Origin of the sequence: Nonomuraea solani (assembly GCF_900108335.1) — a bacterium.
Taxonomy (GTDB): Bacteria; Actinomycetota; Actinomycetes; order Streptosporangiales; family Streptosporangiaceae; genus Nonomuraea; species Nonomuraea solani.
In genome coordinates this window covers 192,257-207,353 of record NZ_FNVT01000012.1, presented here as the reverse complement: position 1 = coordinate 207,353, position 15,097 = coordinate 192,257, and the positions used below count along the sequence as shown (strand labels likewise).

Below are 15,097 nucleotides of genomic sequence, written 5' to 3'. Positions count from 1 at the left end.
GCGGCCCCTTATCCGTACATGCCGGGCGCCGTCGCCGTGTGGTCGTTCACGGCGCGTACGGCCCCCTTCTCGTCGCGCCACAGCCGCCACCCGTCCTGGCTGCCCGTGAACCAGGGCGGCGGCGCCGTGGGAGGGGAGACGCGCTTGCCGGTGCCCAGGTCGTATTCGCAGAGGGCGGCCGTGGAGTAGAAGCCCGGCGCCTGCCCGCGCAGCGGCAGTGGCTTGGGGTCGGTGACACAGAAGGACCAGCCGCGCTCCTCCTCCACGGGTACGGCCTTACCGGTGACCAGGTCGAACGCCGTGCCCTTGGAGTTGTGCTTGAGGAAGCCCAGTTTGTCCATCCGGTCGGGGAAGGCCAGCCACCAGCCGGAGCCGGGAACGTCGGCCGCGGTGACCTGGCCGACCACCCGCCCGGTGGCGGAGTCGAGCCGGGCGAAGCCGCCGTAGGCGCCCTGGGGATCGACGGGGCGGACGACCGGGGCGAAGCCGGGGTTGCCGCTGGGATAGACGCGGACGACCGACGGCCGCATCCAGTTGATCGTCCCGTTGGCGATCTTGACGGAGAACAGCCCGAAGGTGGAGACCTTCTTCGTCTGCGGATCGGTATAAGGGGCGACATATCCGACCAGGTCATCGCCGGTCGCGCCGAACGCCCAGCCGCCCGACATGTCGATCCCCGGGCCGAGCGCCTGCTCGATGGGCTGCTGCCACTGGAGCTTGCCGGTCTTGAGGTCGTACGACTCGATCATGGGGTTGGCGGCCAGCCTGAGCAGCAGGACCCGGTTCTGGTCCGACCACTCGACCTCGGAGATCCCGGGCAGCTTCCAGAGCTGTTTGCCGGTCGCCGGGTCGAGCACCACCATGCGCGCCTTGGTCAGCGCGGTGTGCTCCGACAGGCAGAGGTACGGACCGCAGCGCTGCGGCCCGAACGTCGAGTGCACCGGCCTGGTCCACTTCTGCACCCCCGAGTGCGCGTCGCGGGCGATGAGGGTGGCGTTCCAGTGGGCCTTCTTGCCCGGGTCGAGCGCGGCGATCACGCCCTGGCCCTTGCCCGTCTCGACGAGCGCGGGGGCCGAGACGCCCATGCCGGGCAGGCGGCCGGCCATCGTGGCGGGGTAGGCCCACAGCCGTTTGCCGTCGCGCAGGCCGACGGCGACGGTCTCCAGCGAGCCGTCGGGCTTCATGGACGTGGCGGCGACGACCCCGGCGGCCACCGCCATCCGGCTGACGGTGTTGATCTGGGTGTTCTGCCAGGTCGCGAAGTTCGTGGTGGCCGCGTCGCTGCCGGAGCAGGCGGTCGCGGTGAGGGTTCCGGCGAGAACGATGGACGGTTTCCAGAGGGGCCGGAGCACGGGCAATTCACTCCAAAGTGGACGGGGAGTGACGACTCCAACTCGCGGAGTAACCGGCCCAGGGCGCGATCTCGCCGAGCCGTCAGGCGTCGTTGAGCGTCTCGCCGAGTCTCCGGCGGAACAACGTGGCCCACTTGCCGTGCAGGCCCGTCGCCCGCCCGTCGACCCGGGTCGCGGCGACCTCGGTGCCGGGCTCCTCCGCGGCCGTAGCCGCCGCAAGGTAGATCGGTTGCAGTGCCTCGCCACGTGCGGGGCGCGGCTCAGGCCACAGTCCCAACGCAGCGCACACCGACGGTAGCACCGCGTAAGCGGCCTGTGCGTAACCTCGGTCACTTGGATGGAAACGATCCGGTCCGAACATTTCTGTCGGATTTGTATCGAACTCCGGCCCCAGGACGTCGGCGAACGCCACCGTGCGCCCGCCCGCGTCCACCACCGCCACCGTCTGCGCCGCGGCGAGCTGACGGCTCCAGCGCCGGGTCACCCAGCGCAGCGGCTGCGCGATCGGGCGTACCGTGCCGAGGTCGGGGCAGGTGCCCACGACCACCTCGATCTCCGCGTCGCGCAGCCGCCGCACGGCCTTGGTCAGATGCCGTACGGCGCTGGCCGGCGCGGTCTGGGTGATGATGTCGTTGGCCCCCACGAAGATCACCGCGATGTCGGCCTCCATGCTCAGGGCCAGGTCCACCTGCTCGCCCAGCTCGGCCGACGGGGTGCCCGACTTGGCGGCGACGAGCAGGTGCACCGGCCGCTCGGACACCGCGGCCAGGCCGTGCGCGAGCAGCACGCCAGGGGTGTGGGCCGGGTCGGTCATGCCCAGGCCGACGGCCGTGGAGTCGCCCAGCATGGCCATCCGGAGCGGCTCGCCGGGGAAGTCGCCGTAGACGCCGTCGGACGGCGGGCCGTCCAGGCCGTGCGGGCGCCCGATGGCCTTGCGCGCGAGCAGTCCTTCCGCGATCAGCAGTCCGTACGCCGTGGCGCCGATGGCCGTCAGCCCACCCCCTCCGAGCGCCGCCGCGGTAGCGATCTTCCGTGCCGCGCGCGCCATGCCAGCTGCCCAGACCACGTAGGTGCCCTCCCCAGTCGAACTCGGCGGTAGCGTTTGCTTGAAAACTAGCCGAGGGCCCGCCACCCCCACTGGACCTCGGCCATTGACAAGCTGATCAAGCTTCGGCAAAGAAGGTGAACACCTCGGTGCGCGTATACGATTCCCTGGTCGATCTCATGGGGAACACCCCGCTCGTCCGGCTGCACAAGGTCACTGCGGGAGTGCCCGCCCAGGTGCTCGCCAAGGTCGAGTACTTCAATCCGGGCGGCTCGGTCAAGGACCGCATCGCGGTGCGCATGATCGAGGCCGCGGAGAAGTCCGGCGAGCTGCGCCCCGGTGGCGTCATCGTGGAGCCGACCTCCGGCAACACGGGCGTGGGGCTGGCCATCGTGGCCCAGACGAAGGGCTACCGGTGCCTGTTCGTGGTGCCCGACAAGGTGGCCCAGGACAAGATCGCGGTGCTGCGGGCGTACGGGGCCGAGGTGGTGGTCTGCCCGACCGCCGTCTCGCCCGAGCACCCCGACTCCTACTACTCGGTCTCCGACCGGCTGGCGCGCGAGGTGCCGAACGCCTGGAAGCCCGACCAATACTCCAACGTCAACAACCCCGACTCGCACTACCACTCGACCGGTCCCGAGGTGTGGGAGCAGACCGAGGGCAGGGTCACGCACTTCGTGGCCGGCATCGGCACCGGGGGCACGATCAGCGGCGCGGGGCGTTACCTCAAGGAGGTCTCCGGCGGGCGGGTCAAGATCATCGGAGCCGACCCCGAGGGGTCGGTCTACTCCGGCGGGTCCGGGCGTCCCTACCTGGTCGAGGGGGTGGGCGAGGACATCTGGCCGGCCACGTACGACACCGAGGTCTGTGACGAGATCATCGCGGTGTCCGACAAGGAGTCGTTCAACATGACCCGCCGCCTCGCCCGCGAGGAGGGGCTGCTGGTCGGCGGGTCCTGCGGCATGGCCGTGGTGGCGGCGCTGCGGGTGGCGGCCAAGGCGGCGCCCGACGACGTGGTGGTCGTGCTGCTGCCCGACGGCGGCCGCGGCTACCTGTCGAAGATCTTCAACGACGACTGGATGGCCGACTACGGCTTCCTGACCACGTCCTCCGACGAGGGGATGGTCGGCGACGTGCTGGCGCGTAAGACGTCCGGCATGCCGGAGTTCGTGCACGCGCACCCGCACGAGTCGGTCAGCACGGCCATCGCGATCATGCGCGAATACTCGGTGTCGCAGCTTCCCGTGATGAAGGAGGAGCCGCCCGTCATGGCGGCCGAGGTGGTCGGCTCCATCGTGGAGCGCGATCTCCTCGAAGCCCTCTATCGCGGACGGCTTTCCTCCGACGACCCGATCGCTGATCATATGTCTGCGCCGCTACCCACGATCGGCAGTGGTGAACCTGTGGCGCGTGCGGTGGAAGCGCTGGAAAAGGCGGATGCGGCCGTTGTGCTGGAAGACGGCAAACCCTCCGGGTTGATCACCCGCCAGGACCTGCTCGCCTTCCTCGCCAATCACTGATAACGAGGCAAATCGGACTGCCGCCACGGCCCTCACCGGGCACGGCGAAGGGGGCGGCAGTTTGGCGAGCGGGCTTCTTGATCGACTCGAGCACGTCCTGCGGCCTGCTGCAGAACGTGTACGCCCCCGGCTGCCCGATCCCCGGCGGCGACACCCGGGATCGCCTTCGTGATGGCCGAGCTGGGGCTCGCGGCCGAGCAGCGCGGGGACGCGGAGACCGCGCTGGCCAGGCATCGTTAGAGGTAAGCGGCCGCACGGGCGACCGGCGACCCCCGGGCGATCGCGCCGGCCCTGGAAGGGCTGGCCGGGGTCATGTCCCTGGCCGATGAGGAGATGGCGGAGGCCGCCGGGCTGGTGGGGGCGGCGAGGGGCATCAGGAGGTCCGTGGGGGCGCCGCCGCCGGCCGGGGAGCGGCTGGACGTGGGCCGGATCACCCGCCGGGCGTGCGAAGCCCTGGGGGAGGAGGCGGTGGCGTCGGGGGAGTAGGCGTTCGGGCGGGCGCCGGCGTCAGGTGAGGGGGAATTCGGCGATCACCTCCCAGGCTCCCTCGCGGGACGGGCCCGCGTACAGCCGGCCGCCCAGCGCCTCCACTCGCTCGCCCATCCCGACCAGCCCGAACCCGCCGCCAAGACGGGACACCCGCGGATCTGAGGAGGAGCCGAAGTTCCGCACCCGCAGCACCACCACCCGGTCGTGGCGCCGCAGGTCGGCCTCCACCCAGGCGGTGCGGGGGGCGTGCTTGCGCACGTTCGTCAGCGCCTCCAGGAGCACCCGGTGCAGCGTCGTCATGACCTCGGGCGCCAGCGTACGGTCGTCGATCCCCTGGCCGATCTCGAAGGCCACCTTCGGCCCGTCGGCGGAGAACCGGTCGGTCAGCATCCGCAGGTCGGCCAGGGTGACGCCGGGCTTGCGGCCCGCCTCGTCCTCCGTGCGCAGCACCGTGACCATGCGCCGCATCGACGTCAGCGCCTCCGACCCGGCCGTCGCGATCGCGTCCAGGGCGGGGGCCACCGCCTCGGGCTTGGTCTGCGCGACCGTGCGGGCGGCCTGGGCCTGGACCACGATGCCCGTGATGTGGTGGGCGACCAGGTCGTGCAGCTCTCTGGCCAGCTCCAGGCGTTCCGCGCGGCGTACCGAGTGGACGGCCTCCGTACGGCGTTCCTGCTGGAAGCGGAGGTAACCGCCGGCTCCGGCGGCCATCGACCAGCCCGCGAACAGCAGGAACGAGAACGCCAGCCCCGAATCGTTGTAGTCGCGCCCGCTCGCCTCCGACATCAGGACGATCAGCGCCGCGCACGCGAGCCCCGCGGCCAGCCGGATCGGCTCCACGTGCCGCAGCACGCCGATGAGCAGGACGAGCAGCGCCCCCGTCTCCGCCGAGCCCGGCGCGCCCCCCAGCCCGATGATCCCCATCAGCAGGGAGACGGCGAACGACAGGACCAGCATGAAGACGAACCCCGACAGCCGGTGACGCCGCCGCAGCAGCACCGCCACGATGCCGCACACTCCGCTGATCGGTGCGAGCCACTGGAAGGTTCCGACGGACACGGCGACCGCGAGGTCGATCAACAACATCATGCCCAGCCAGCCGAGCATCGCGATTTCGCTCAGCCGGCGGATCCAGTACACGACCTGCTTGGAATCCCCCACGGCGTTGAGCCTAAGCCGGAAGTCGGACAAGTCGTATCAACCGTTCGGCCGAGGACGCGGCTGAGAGACCAGCCCTTCAGCGGAGGCGCGACCCAGGGGGAATCGCCGATGCTGGATATGTCGGAAAGGGGACAGGCATGGTTGCCATCGGGTTCGCGCTGCTGGGTATCGGTTTGGTCGTCGCGGTGCTGCTGGCCGTGGCCGACCCCGTGCTGCTCTCCCGGATCAACGGAGAGCGGTCGGAGGGCGGGCGCGGCCGGTTCATCAAGGTGGACAAGGCGGACATCGTCCAGCTCCCGTCCAGGTCAGGCGGGGAGCACCGCGAGCCCAAGGCGGCCTGACGACCCGGCTCGCGCGGGCATGGTGCGCGAGCCCAGGCGGGTGCCGTTGGGGACGGTCACCCGCCGAGCGGCCCGCGATCCGTTGGGGAACGGATCGCGGGCCGTCTTTCGTTGGCGTGCCCGGTCTTCCGTTACCGTGGCTGTATGAGCAACGGTTTTGAGACCCTGGCCATCCACGCAGGTCAGGAGCCCGACCCGCTGACCGGCGCGGTCGTGCCGCCGATCTACGCCACGTCCACGTACAAGCAGGACGGCGTGGGCGGCCTGCGTTCCGGATACGAGTACAGCCGCTCGGCCAACCCCACCAGGACCGCGCTCGAGTCCGCGCTGGCCGCCGTGGAGGGCGGGGTGCGCGGGCTCGCGTTCGCCTCGGGGCTGGCCGCCGAGGACACGCTCCTGCGTACGGTGTGCAAACCGCAGGACCACGTGATCATCCCGAACGACGCGTACGGCGGCACGTACCGGCTGTTCGCCAAGGTGCACCAGCGCTGGGACCTGCACTTCGACCCGGTGCCGCTGCACGACCTCGACGCCGTCGCCGCGGCGATGACGCAGAAGACGAAGATCGTCTGGGTCGAGACGCCCACCAACCCGCTGCTCGGCATCGCCGACATCGCGGCCCTGGCGCAGCTCGCCCACGACAACGACGCGCTGCTGGTGGTGGACAACACGTTCGCGTCGCCATACCTGCAGCAGCCCCTGTCCCTCGGGGCCGACGTCGTCGTGCACTCGACCACCAAATACGTGGGCGGGCACTCCGACGTCGTCGGCGGGGCGCTGATCGCCGCCGACCGCGGCCTCGGCGAGGAGCTGACCTACCACCAGAACGCGATGGGCGCGGTGGCCGGGCCGTTCGACGCCTGGCTGACGCTGCGCGGGCTCAAGACGCTCGGCGTGCGCATGGACCGTCACTGCGACAACGCCGAACGCGTCGTCGACCTGCTGCTCGCCCACCCGCGCGTGACCGAGGTGCTCTACCCCGGCCTCGACGAGCACCCGGGGCACGAGGTGGCGGCCAAGCAGATGAAGCGCTATGGGGGCATGGTGTCGTTCCGCGTGGCCGGGGGCGAGGCGGCGGCCGTCGCGGTGTGCGACAAGGCCGAGCTGTTCACGCTGGGTGAGTCGCTGGGCGGCGTCGAGTCGCTCATCGAGCACCCGGGCAGGATGACCCACGCCTCGGCGGCCGGGTCGCCGCTGGAGGTGCCGGCCGACCTGGTGCGGCTGTCGGTCGGCATCGAGACCATCGACGACCTGCTCGCCGACCTGACCCAGGCGCTCGGCGCCTAGGCTCCGGGGACCACCATGAGGAACAGGATCACCAGCCAGATGATGGACAGCAGCCCGCTGATGGCGGCGATCCGGCCGGTCTGAACCTTCGCGTCGTCGTCCTTGTTCTCACTCGTGAGCGCCTGGACGGCGGTGCGCAGGTCGCGGTCGATGATGACGAGCAGCACGACGGCGACGATGAACAGCGTCATCGACGCCGTCATGTACCACTGGCCGAGCAGCCCGTTACCCATGACCACGCCGAGCGCCACGCCGAACACGAGGACGCCCAGGCTGCCGAGGCTGTAGATCCTCGTCGTGCGCTGGACGAACTGCAGCGCGGGCACGTTCTTGTTGCGGATGACGCGGGGCGCGGCCATCGTCGCGGCGGTGACCGGGCCGATCGTGAAGATCGCGAATCCGATGTGCAGCCAGAGAAGCAGGGACATGCCGCAGAGACTAGTCCCCGGCGATCTCAGTGGCCGACTCGACACTCTCTTTGCCTTCTTTGGAGCAACGCAGGCACAGCTCCGTGGCCGCTACGGCGACGACCATCAGCACTATGAGGAGAACCGTGGCTATCATGGCTGCCCCTCCTTCCCCGTCTCGGACGTAAATATCGTCCGTAATGACTAGACGCTTGTGCAACGGAATAAGTTCGGCGCGGGTATGGTTGTGGATCGCGCTTTTTCCTTACCGTTTGGGCACAAGGGGGTGCCGTCCGTGGCCATCAAGCACGTCGAGCCGTACTCCGACGAGTGGCTGCAGCAGCCGATCGGCTACGTGCAGCAGGTCCTCGCCGAGCTCGGACCCGAGGTCACGGACTGGTGGGAAGGCCCCTGCGATCCGCGCGACGCCACCCTCAGGCTGGCCGACGGCCGGGCGCTGGTGTGGGACGAGGAGAGCGGCTGGCGCCTGGGCGCCTTCGTCTCCGGTACGCGTGGCACGCACACCGAGCTGTCGGGAGTCCGCTACCTCGGGCATGGGCTTCTGCCCCGGCCGGAACGCGTGCCGTCGGCCCTGAGCGACGCCAAGGCGGGTGTCGGGGCCAGCTCGGCCTGGCGCCCCTGCTACCGCTCCCACCGCAACTGCCGCGACGGCTTCGACGTGGCTCTGGACTTCTACACGGGCTTCGTCGGCGCCTGAATCCCCATTTTTCCGGGCCCCTGACGGCACGGGCCTTCGCCGGTCACGCGGACTCGGCTTCGGGCTCCTCATACGGGAAGTCCAGCGCCGAGCTCGGCCCTGTTACTACTGAGCCGATTCGGTCCGGCCGTTGCCGAACACCTCGTTGACGAGCCGCTGCGTGGCCTTCTGGAACGCCTCGCCCATGGACAGGTCGGCGTCGTCGATGTAGTTGATCGCGGCGGTCAGGGTCGTGCCGCCGTCCGGCGTGCTGTACATCAGCCCGGCGTGGCCCCCGTGGCCGCCGTTGTGGGTGATGACGGTGCCGCCGCCCTCGGTTTCCTGTACGAACACGCCCAGGCCGTAGCCGACCTTGGACTCCGGCGTGCACATCTCGGCCAGCAGGCCGGTCGGCAGCAGCTTGCCGCCCACCAGTGCGGAGATGAACGTGTGCAGGTCCTGCGGGGTGGAGATCATGTCGCCGCCGCTGGAGATCCAGGAGGGGTTCTGGCGGGTGACGTCGGCCGTCTTCTCCTGGCCGTTCTCCTCGTAGCGGTAGTAGGCGTGGGCGTGCGGCTCGGGGAGATCGGTCTGGGTGGTGGGCGCCACGGTGCCGGTCAGGGCGAGCGGGCCCAGGATCAGCCGGTGCATCTCCTCGGCGTAGGTGCGGCCGGTGACCTTCTCGATCAGCAGCCGGGCCAGCACGTAGTTGGTGTTGGCGTAGCTCCAGTCGGTGCCGGGCTCGAACCGGGCCGGCTTGGTCAGCGCCAGCCGTACCAGCTCTTCGGGCTGGTAGGTCTTGAAGCGGTCGTTCACCCACGCCTGGCCCGACCAGACGATGCCGGGCACATACTCGGGGTAGTAGTCGCCGGTGAAGTTGAAGATGCCGCTGGTGTGCTGCAGCAGCATCCGCACCGTGATCCGCCGGTCCAGGCCGAACTCGGGCAGGTAGTCGTCCGCCGGGGTGTCCAGCCCGATCTTGCCTTCGGCCACCAACCGCAGCACCAGGGTCGCGGTGAAGGTCTTGGTGACGCTGCCGATCCGTACGTGGCCGTTGACCGGCGGCTCGGCGCTCTGGCCCAGCTCGGCCACGCCGGCGGTGCCCACCCACACGCCCCGCTCATCCTGCACGCGCAGCCGTACCCCGACGAAACCGGAATCGGCCATCTCCTGGATGATCTTCTGCAGCTCCGGGCGGTCCTGGTCGTTGAGGGTGATGGACATGGGTGTGCTCCTTAAAGGCTGTTACGAAAGTCAAGGTCGGGTCGTTCGAGGCGCCGTGTCACGGGGTCCGGCGAGGACCCCGTGACAAGCTGCGCACCTCGCCCCCCGTCAGGCGGCGTCGAGGGCCTCGGTGATCTTGCGGACCATCTCGGTGACGGTGGGGCTGGGCTGGGTCTGGGCGGCCGCGTCGATGGCGACGATGACGGTGCTGCGGAAGTTGTCGGCCTCGGCCGCATCCTGCGCCTTGAGCAGGCTCATGGAGGCGGTCAGGGCCGGCAGCACCTGGTCGGCGAGTTCGGCCACGGTCTTGCCGTACTTGATGCCCTTGGGCGCCTTGGCGACCACGTGCCCGATCGCGCCGGTGGCGGAGGTCAGGGCGATGGAGCCGTGGGTGGCGACCTTGTGGGCCGAGCCGGCGGCACCGGCGGCGGACATCAGGGAGACGGCGCCCCACGCGGCGACGCGGAGGGTGAGCTGGTCCTGGTCGGTGAGGGTGATCGACATGATGGTGTGCTCCTTCGAAGCTGTTCCGTTGATGCGTTTACGATCGCCGACCGCTCTGATACCGGGCTGTTGCCGTCCTGACGCGGCCGCTGACACGACGCCGGAGGGTCAGCGGCCGGGATGGCCGCCGGGCGCGATCCATTCGGTCAGTTCGACGACGATGCCGTTGGGGTCGGTGAGACGCATCTCCCACTCGCCCCACGGGTTGCGCGACGGGTGCGCCTTCGGCGTGCGGGCGCGCGTGTTCCCTGGCCAGATCGGTGACCGCGAACGCCACCACGCGGCCTCAGCCGGGCAGGGGTCCCAGGTCGCGGACGACGTGGGAGAGGGCGCGGATCATGTCGTTCTCCGCGTCGCTGCGCCACACCAGCCCGAACGGCAGCGCGGCCATGTCCTTGACGGGCAGGTAGGCGATGTCGGGGCGGGGGTAGTAGCGGCTCACGTGGGCCGGGAAGAGGGTGACGGCCTCGCCCAGGGCCGTGCTCATGAAGACGTCTTCAAGGTTGTCCACGTTGGCGGTGCGGTCGATGAGCCGGCCCTTGGGCGTGAGATCCGGGACGTAGTGGTCGAACCAGTAGCCGGGCACGGGTTTGATGACCACGTGCTGGAAGTCGCCGACCGCCTCCAGGGAGATCGAGGACCGTCTGGTGAGCGCATGGTCGCCGGACACGGCCAGCACCCTCGGTTCGGCGAAGAGCAGCGGACCCACGGTGAGGTCGGGCTCCTCGACCGGCAGCCACGTGATCAGGACGTCGGCATCCCCGCTGCGTAGCTGGGCGAACGGATCCTGGTAGGTCGACATCCGCAGGCGCAGGTCCCACTGCGGGTGCCGGGCGCGGAAGGTGTCCCAGTAGCGCCGCTGCTCCTGGAAGTTGGCCGGGAACAGGCTCACCCGGAGGATGCCGGTCTTGCCGCGTGCGGCCAGCCGTGCCCGGTCCAAGGTCTGTGTCAGGCCCTGGTGCACCTGGCGCAGATCGTCCCTGAACTGCTCGCCCAGTCGCGTGAGCCGGACGCCGCGGTTGTTCCTGGCGAAGAGCTCGGCCCCGATGGCGCGCTCCTGCTTCTTGATCGCCTGGCTGACCCGGGCCGCGGAGACGTGCAGCCGCTCGGCGGCGCGGCCGAAGTGCAGCTCCTCGGCCAAGGCCAGGAAGATCTCGATGTCCCGTAGCTCCACGAGCCCCATTTCGCCCATCTGCGCCATTTGTGGGGGAAGTCTGGCACATCAGGCCCAGAGGGAAGCAAACGAGTAGCGCCGGCTCACCACCGCCACTCGGCTATCGCAGGACCAGCAGGATGTGTTCGTCCTCGTCGTGCTGGATCGAGCCGACCCGCTGGAACCCGTGCTTCTCCAGCAGCCGCACCGACGCCGTGTTGGCGTGGAAGGGATCGGCGTGGAGCGGGCGGTTCTGCTCCTTGCCCAGGAACAGCTCCAGGGCCCGCGTGCCGATGCCCCGGCCCCAGAACTCGCGCCCGAGCCAGTAGCCGATGAAGCGCCGATCTTCCTCCCACCACGCCACGAGGTTGCCCGCCAGGGTGTCGTCCACCATGACGGCCTGCACGAAGGCGGCCGGGTCGCCGAGGATGTTGGTCTTCCAGTGGTTGAGGAACCTCTCTCGCTCCCGGGGAGCGAACCTCGATCGGCGCGCCGCCTCCGGGTCGTGCTCCTGCTCCAGGAACACCTCCAGGTCGGCCGCCACCACGTCTCGCAACCGCACATCCGCTTCCATGACGGGCTACTCTGCCATCCCGCACCGACAGTCTGGACGCGGGAAGAATGGGGCGGGTGGGGATGGGAGATGGGGACGTACCGGTGAAGTGGTCGCTGATCGACACGGACAGTGACCTGTTGCTGGGGGTCTGTGCCGAGATCGATGGGTTGTTCTTGGAGTCCGAGCCGATTCCGCCGCCCGAGCGTTACTGCCTGCTCGGATGTGAGCCGGCCGGTTCGCCGCGGCCGGGGGCGTGGTTGTCCACCCTTGGGCTGCACCCTGTGCACGGTCCGGGGGCGAACTGCGGTTGTGGCCTGGAGATCGGGTGCTTCTGCTCGCAGGAGCTGATCGACGTCACGGTGCTCGGCTGGTGCCCGTCGGACGAGTGGCCGGGGCTCGTCGACATCGACCTGCGGGGCTACGTTCGGATCGCGCCGGAGGAAGTCCCGGAGAATGACGGGTTTCTGCTGACGGGCAGGAACGACGAGCGCCTGGGCACCTGCCGGAGCGTCGGCGGTGTTTACCGGGAGCGGCCGGAACCCCTGGTACGGCCGGCGACCCTCGTGGGATGCCGGCCTGAGGCGCCGTTGACGGCAGCGATCGAGGCCACCTCGGCCCGGCGGCGGCGGGTCGCGGCCATCATTCAGGCGGTCGACGGAGCCGGCGGGGAGACAGGGATCGGCAGTGGGGTGTTCGGTGCCATTACGGGGGTGCGGCCGTCGCGGCTCGGCGACGGGCTGCTCGACATCACGCTCAACGACGGGGTCTGTGATCCGCTCCCCAGCGGAGCCCGCGAGATCTGGCAGACCTGGTACGACGGCCGCCCCACACGGCGCAACCTGTGGACGCGCTACGACCGGGCGCTGCGGCACGAATGGGCGGGTGCCGCCCTGAGCCACCACGCCGGGGAAGACCGGCCGGCTGGGAGCACCTATCACTTCGATGGCGGCGCGGTCACCGACATCGAGGGCTTCTACTGTGCGCTCGGCGAGGCGATCAACGGGCCCGGCGGGTACTTCGGCTGGAACCTCGACGCTCTGAACGATTGCCTGCGCGGCAGGTGGGGAGCCTCGTCGCCGTTCCGGCTCGTCTGGCACGATGCGGACGTGGCAAGGCGGCACCTCGTTCCCGGCTACGACCGGTCCCCCTACGACCTGCGTAAATGGGGTGAGGCGGTCACCCTGGAGTACTTGCTGGGCATGTTCGCCGCCAGCGGCGTGCAGGTCGATCTGAGCGCCAGTCCCCTGGACGGATGAGGCCGGATTCGTGCGCGTACCGGATGACTTGTGCCCGCGTCCGTCGCGAACGGGTCCCGACGGACGCGGAGTGGGCCGGCATGAAGGGGGTCAGCGGGCGCGGCGGAGGCGGAGGAAGTCGCTGACCACGTATTCGCCCAGCCGCTCGGCGCTCGGCGAGAAGACCCGGCCGCCGTTCCTGCGGGCCACCTCGTCCACGAACTCCTTCAGCCGGTCGTCGGCCGCCAGCATGAAGATGTTGAGCGTCGCCCGCCGCCGCGTCATCTTGTCCACCTCGGCCAGCGTCAGCTCCAGCGTCTCGTGCGACGGCGGCCATTCGAAGGCCGATCGGCCGTTGCGCATCAGGTGGGCCGTGGGCTCGCCGTCCGTGACCACCAGCACCACCGGCTCGAAGTCGGGGTGACGGTCCAGGTGGCGGCCGGCGATCAGGAGGGCGTGGTGCAGGTTGGTGCCCTGGACCATGTCCCAGTCGAGGCCGGCCAGCTCGTCGGGCTGCAGCACCCTGGCGTAGTTGGAGAAGCCGATGATCTGCACGGCGTCCTGCGGGAACTTCGAGGCCACCAGCGCCTGCAGGGCCAGGGCCGTCTGCTTGGCGGCGGCCCAGGTGCCGCGCAGGGCCATCGAGTACGACAGGTCCACGAGCAGGCACACGGCCGCGGCGCTGCGGCGTTCGGTCTCGGCCACCTCGAAGTCGTCCACCGACAGGCGTACCGAGGCCCGCCCCGACGCCGGGCGGTCGAGGATCGTGCCGCCGCTGCGGACGCCGTTGACCAGCGTGCGGACGACGTCGATCGGCTGTTCGTCGCCGAAGCGCCACGGCCGCGACGAGCCCGTCAGCTCGCCCGCCGAGCCCGCGTCGCGCTGGTCGTGGTCGCCGCGCCGGCCCGCGTCCAGCGAGGCGAACACCCGGCGCAGCGCGGTCTCGCCCAGCCGCCGCACCGCCTTCGGGGTGAGCTCCAGCTTGCCGCGGCGGCGCAGCAGGTAGCCCTGGTCCTCCAGCTCGCGCTCGATGCGCTTGAGCGCCTCCAGGTCGTCGACCGCCGAGCGGCCGAGCGCACGGCGTACGGCGGCCTCGTCGATGTCGTCGAGCCGCGCGCCCGGGTAGTCCTGGCGCAGGGCGGTTTCGAGCTGCGTGAGGTCGGCCAGCTCCTCCAGCGCCGTCACGGCGTCGCCCATGCCCAGGGGCTCCTCGCCGGTGAGGCGTTCGGGGGCGTTCCAGGCCAGGTCGGGGCGGCGGGAGTAGAGGGCCTCGCCGAGGCGGCGCATCTGGTCGGAGAGCCCCGCCTGGTCGAGGGTCTGGTTGATGAGGTTGCCCAGCTCCTCGCGCTGGCGCGGGGTCATCGAGGCGAGCATGCGCTGCGTGGCGGCGGCGCGGCGGGCCAGGATGTCGACGAGCTCTTCCAGGTTGCGCGGCTTCTCGGGGAACAGGTCGCCATATTTGCTCATGAAGGCATCGAAGTCGGCCTGGGTGTGCTGGCCCCGGGCGTCCTTGTCGAGCATGTCGTTCAAATCCGACATCATCTGCCGGACGCGTTCCATCGCCTCGGGGTCCGGGTTCGCCAGCGCGTCCCGCAGCCCCCTGAACTGGCTGTCGAGGACCTCCCTGCGCAGCAGGTCGCGCAGCTCCTCGAACGTCTGGCGGGCCGCCGAGGACCGCCACTCGTACGTGTTCAGCTCCTGGATCGCGCTGGCCGTGTCTTCGGGAAGCGCGTCGAGCCCCGCCTCCCGCAGCCGCGCGTCGTCGGACGGATCGGGGAACAGCTCGGCCCGCTCCTGCCCGATGGCCTTGTCGAGCAGCGCCCTGGCCTTCTCCAGAGTGCCGTCGAGCCGCCCGCGCTCCCGAAGGTCACGGCGGCGTCTGCGGACCTCCCTGAGCATGTCGTCCAGCCCGCGCCGGTCCTGCGCGCCGGGCAGGCCGCGCTTGAGCAGGTCGCGCAGGGCATGGACCGGGGTCGAGCCCGACAGGATCGCGTCGCCCATCTCGTCGAGGGCCGCCCGGACGTCGTAGGGCGGGGCCAGGGGGTCGGGGCCGTCGTGGTACTCGCCATAGCGAAAGGCCATCACGAAACCACGCTAACCCGAGAAAGGCGGCCATGTGTTCTGGA

At 70.2% G+C, this 15,097-nt stretch carries 15 protein-coding genes; 6 read left to right on the top strand and 9 right to left on the bottom strand.

What is annotated here, in order from left to right; genetic code table 11:
• Window positions 1–8: 8 nt before the first annotated feature.
• Window positions 9–1,352 (bottom strand): outer membrane protein assembly factor BamB family protein, encoded by a 1,344-nt coding sequence (locus C4V41_RS36060; RefSeq protein ID WP_103960459.1) that lies wholly within the window; start codon window positions 1,350–1,352, stop codon window positions 9–11.
• An 82-nt stretch (window positions 1,353–1,434) separates the two neighbouring features.
• Entirely contained in the window at window positions 1,435–2,418 is a 984-nt protein-coding gene (locus C4V41_RS36055) for an SGNH/GDSL hydrolase family protein (RefSeq protein ID WP_235030587.1), read from the bottom strand.
• Between the two features lie 128 nt (window positions 2,419–2,546).
• Between C4V41_RS36055 and C4V41_RS36050 the strand changes: the two genes are divergently transcribed.
• Together C4V41_RS36050 and C4V41_RS62200 are read left to right on the top strand one after the other, a co-directional pair.
• Window positions 2,547–3,917, top strand: coding sequence for a cystathionine beta-synthase (locus C4V41_RS36050; protein WP_103960605.1), 1,371 nt, complete (start codon window positions 2,547–2,549; stop codon window positions 3,915–3,917).
• A gap of 312 nt (window positions 3,918–4,229) precedes the next feature.
• Window positions 4,230–4,403: a hypothetical protein gene (locus C4V41_RS62200; protein WP_160150507.1), complete on the top strand. Its 174-nt coding sequence runs from the start codon at window positions 4,230–4,232 to the stop codon at window positions 4,401–4,403.
• Window positions 4,404–4,424: 21 nt separating this feature from the next.
• Here the strand turns inward: C4V41_RS62200 and C4V41_RS36045 are convergent, their stop codons facing one another.
• Window positions 4,425–5,567, bottom strand: a complete 1,143-nt coding sequence (locus C4V41_RS36045) for a sensor histidine kinase (protein ID WP_103960604.1) — start codon at window positions 5,565–5,567, stop codon at window positions 4,425–4,427.
• Window positions 5,568–5,704: 137 nt separating this feature from the next.
• Between C4V41_RS36045 and C4V41_RS36040 the strand changes: the two genes are divergently transcribed.
• Window positions 5,705–5,908, top strand: a complete 204-nt coding sequence (locus C4V41_RS36040) for a hypothetical protein (protein WP_103960457.1) — start codon at window positions 5,705–5,707, stop codon at window positions 5,906–5,908.
• A gap of 144 nt (window positions 5,909–6,052) precedes the next feature.
• Complete coding sequence (locus C4V41_RS36035) at window positions 6,053–7,195, top strand: cystathionine gamma-synthase (RefSeq protein WP_103960456.1); 1,143 nt, start codon at window positions 6,053–6,055, stop codon at window positions 7,193–7,195.
• Here the strand turns inward: C4V41_RS36035 and C4V41_RS36030 are convergent.
• Entirely contained in the window at window positions 7,192–7,623 is a 432-nt protein-coding gene (locus tag C4V41_RS36030; RefSeq protein ID WP_103960455.1) for a DUF2269 family protein, read from the bottom strand. The genes C4V41_RS36035 and C4V41_RS36030 overlap by 4 nt on opposite strands.
• A 274-nt stretch (window positions 7,624–7,897) precedes the next feature.
• Between C4V41_RS36030 and C4V41_RS36025 the strand changes: the two genes are divergently transcribed.
• Window positions 7,898–8,320 carry a DUF6292 family protein gene (locus tag C4V41_RS36025; protein ID WP_235030586.1) on the top strand — a complete coding sequence of 141 codons (423 nt, stop codon included), beginning with the start codon at window positions 7,898–7,900 and terminating at the stop codon, window positions 8,318–8,320.
• A gap of 105 nt (window positions 8,321–8,425) precedes the next feature.
• On the opposite strand, the gene C4V41_RS36020 is transcribed toward C4V41_RS36025, so the two are convergent.
• The 4 genes from C4V41_RS36020 to C4V41_RS36000 all read right to left on the bottom strand — a co-directional run bounded on the left by C4V41_RS36020 (window position 8,426) and on the right by C4V41_RS36000 (window position 11,754).
• Window positions 8,426–9,523, bottom strand: a complete 1,098-nt coding sequence (locus C4V41_RS36020) for a serine hydrolase domain-containing protein (RefSeq protein ID WP_103960453.1) — start codon at window positions 9,521–9,523, stop codon at window positions 8,426–8,428.
• Between the two features lie 108 nt (window positions 9,524–9,631).
• A complete protein-coding gene (locus tag C4V41_RS36015; RefSeq protein WP_103960452.1) occupies window positions 9,632–10,027 on the bottom strand; it encodes a hypothetical protein in 396 nt (131 codons plus the stop codon).
• Window positions 10,028–10,313: 286 nt separating this feature from the next.
• Window positions 10,314–11,228: a LysR family transcriptional regulator gene (locus C4V41_RS36005; RefSeq protein WP_235030585.1), complete on the bottom strand. Its 915-nt coding sequence runs from the start codon at window positions 11,226–11,228 to the stop codon at window positions 10,314–10,316.
• Window positions 11,229–11,301: 73 nt separating this feature from the next.
• Window positions 11,302–11,754, bottom strand: coding sequence for a GNAT family N-acetyltransferase (locus tag C4V41_RS36000; protein ID WP_200824452.1), 453 nt, complete (start codon window positions 11,752–11,754; stop codon window positions 11,302–11,304).
• An 83-nt stretch (window positions 11,755–11,837) separates the two neighbouring features.
• On the opposite strand from C4V41_RS36000, the gene C4V41_RS35995 reads away from it, so the two are divergent.
• Window positions 11,838–12,992, top strand: a complete 1,155-nt coding sequence (locus C4V41_RS35995) for a barstar family protein (RefSeq protein ID WP_235030584.1) — start codon at window positions 11,838–11,840, stop codon at window positions 12,990–12,992.
• Window positions 12,993–13,082: 90 nt separating this feature from the next.
• Here the strand turns inward: C4V41_RS35995 and C4V41_RS35990 are convergent, their stop codons facing one another.
• The gene (locus tag C4V41_RS35990) at window positions 13,083–15,053 is read right to left on the bottom strand and encodes a vWA domain-containing protein (RefSeq protein ID WP_103960449.1); all 1,971 of its coding nucleotides are present in this window, start codon (window positions 15,051–15,053) and stop codon (window positions 13,083–13,085) included.
• Between the last annotated feature and the right edge of the window lie 44 nt (window positions 15,054–15,097).

Bases quoted from the DNA above. Each gene is read 5' to 3' on its own strand.
- C4V41_RS62200 (WP_160150507.1), top strand. From the start codon at position 4,230: ATGTCCCTGGCCGATGAGGAGATGGCGGAGGCCGCCGGGCTGGTGGGG.
- C4V41_RS36040 (WP_103960457.1), top strand. From the start codon at position 5,705: ATGGTTGCCATCGGGTTCGCGCTGCTGGGTATCGGTTTGGTCGTCGCG.
- C4V41_RS36035 (WP_103960456.1), top strand. From the start codon at position 6,053: ATGAGCAACGGTTTTGAGACCCTGGCCATCCACGCAGGTCAGGAGCCC.
- C4V41_RS36030 (WP_103960455.1), bottom strand. From the start codon at position 7,623: ATGTCCCTGCTTCTCTGGCTGCACATCGGATTCGCGATCTTCACGATC.
- C4V41_RS36020 (WP_103960453.1), bottom strand. From the start codon at position 9,523: ATGTCCATCACCCTCAACGACCAGGACCGCCCGGAGCTGCAGAAGATC.
- C4V41_RS36015 (WP_103960452.1), bottom strand. From the start codon at position 10,027: ATGTCGATCACCCTCACCGACCAGGACCAGCTCACCCTCCGCGTCGCC.
- C4V41_RS36005 (WP_235030585.1), bottom strand. From the start codon at position 11,228: ATGGCGCAGATGGGCGAAATGGGGCTCGTGGAGCTACGGGACATCGAG.
- C4V41_RS36000 (WP_200824452.1), bottom strand. From the start codon at position 11,754: ATGGAAGCGGATGTGCGGTTGCGAGACGTGGTGGCGGCCGACCTGGAG.
- C4V41_RS35990 (WP_103960449.1), bottom strand. From the start codon at position 15,053: ATGGCCTTTCGCTATGGCGAGTACCACGACGGCCCCGACCCCCTGGCC.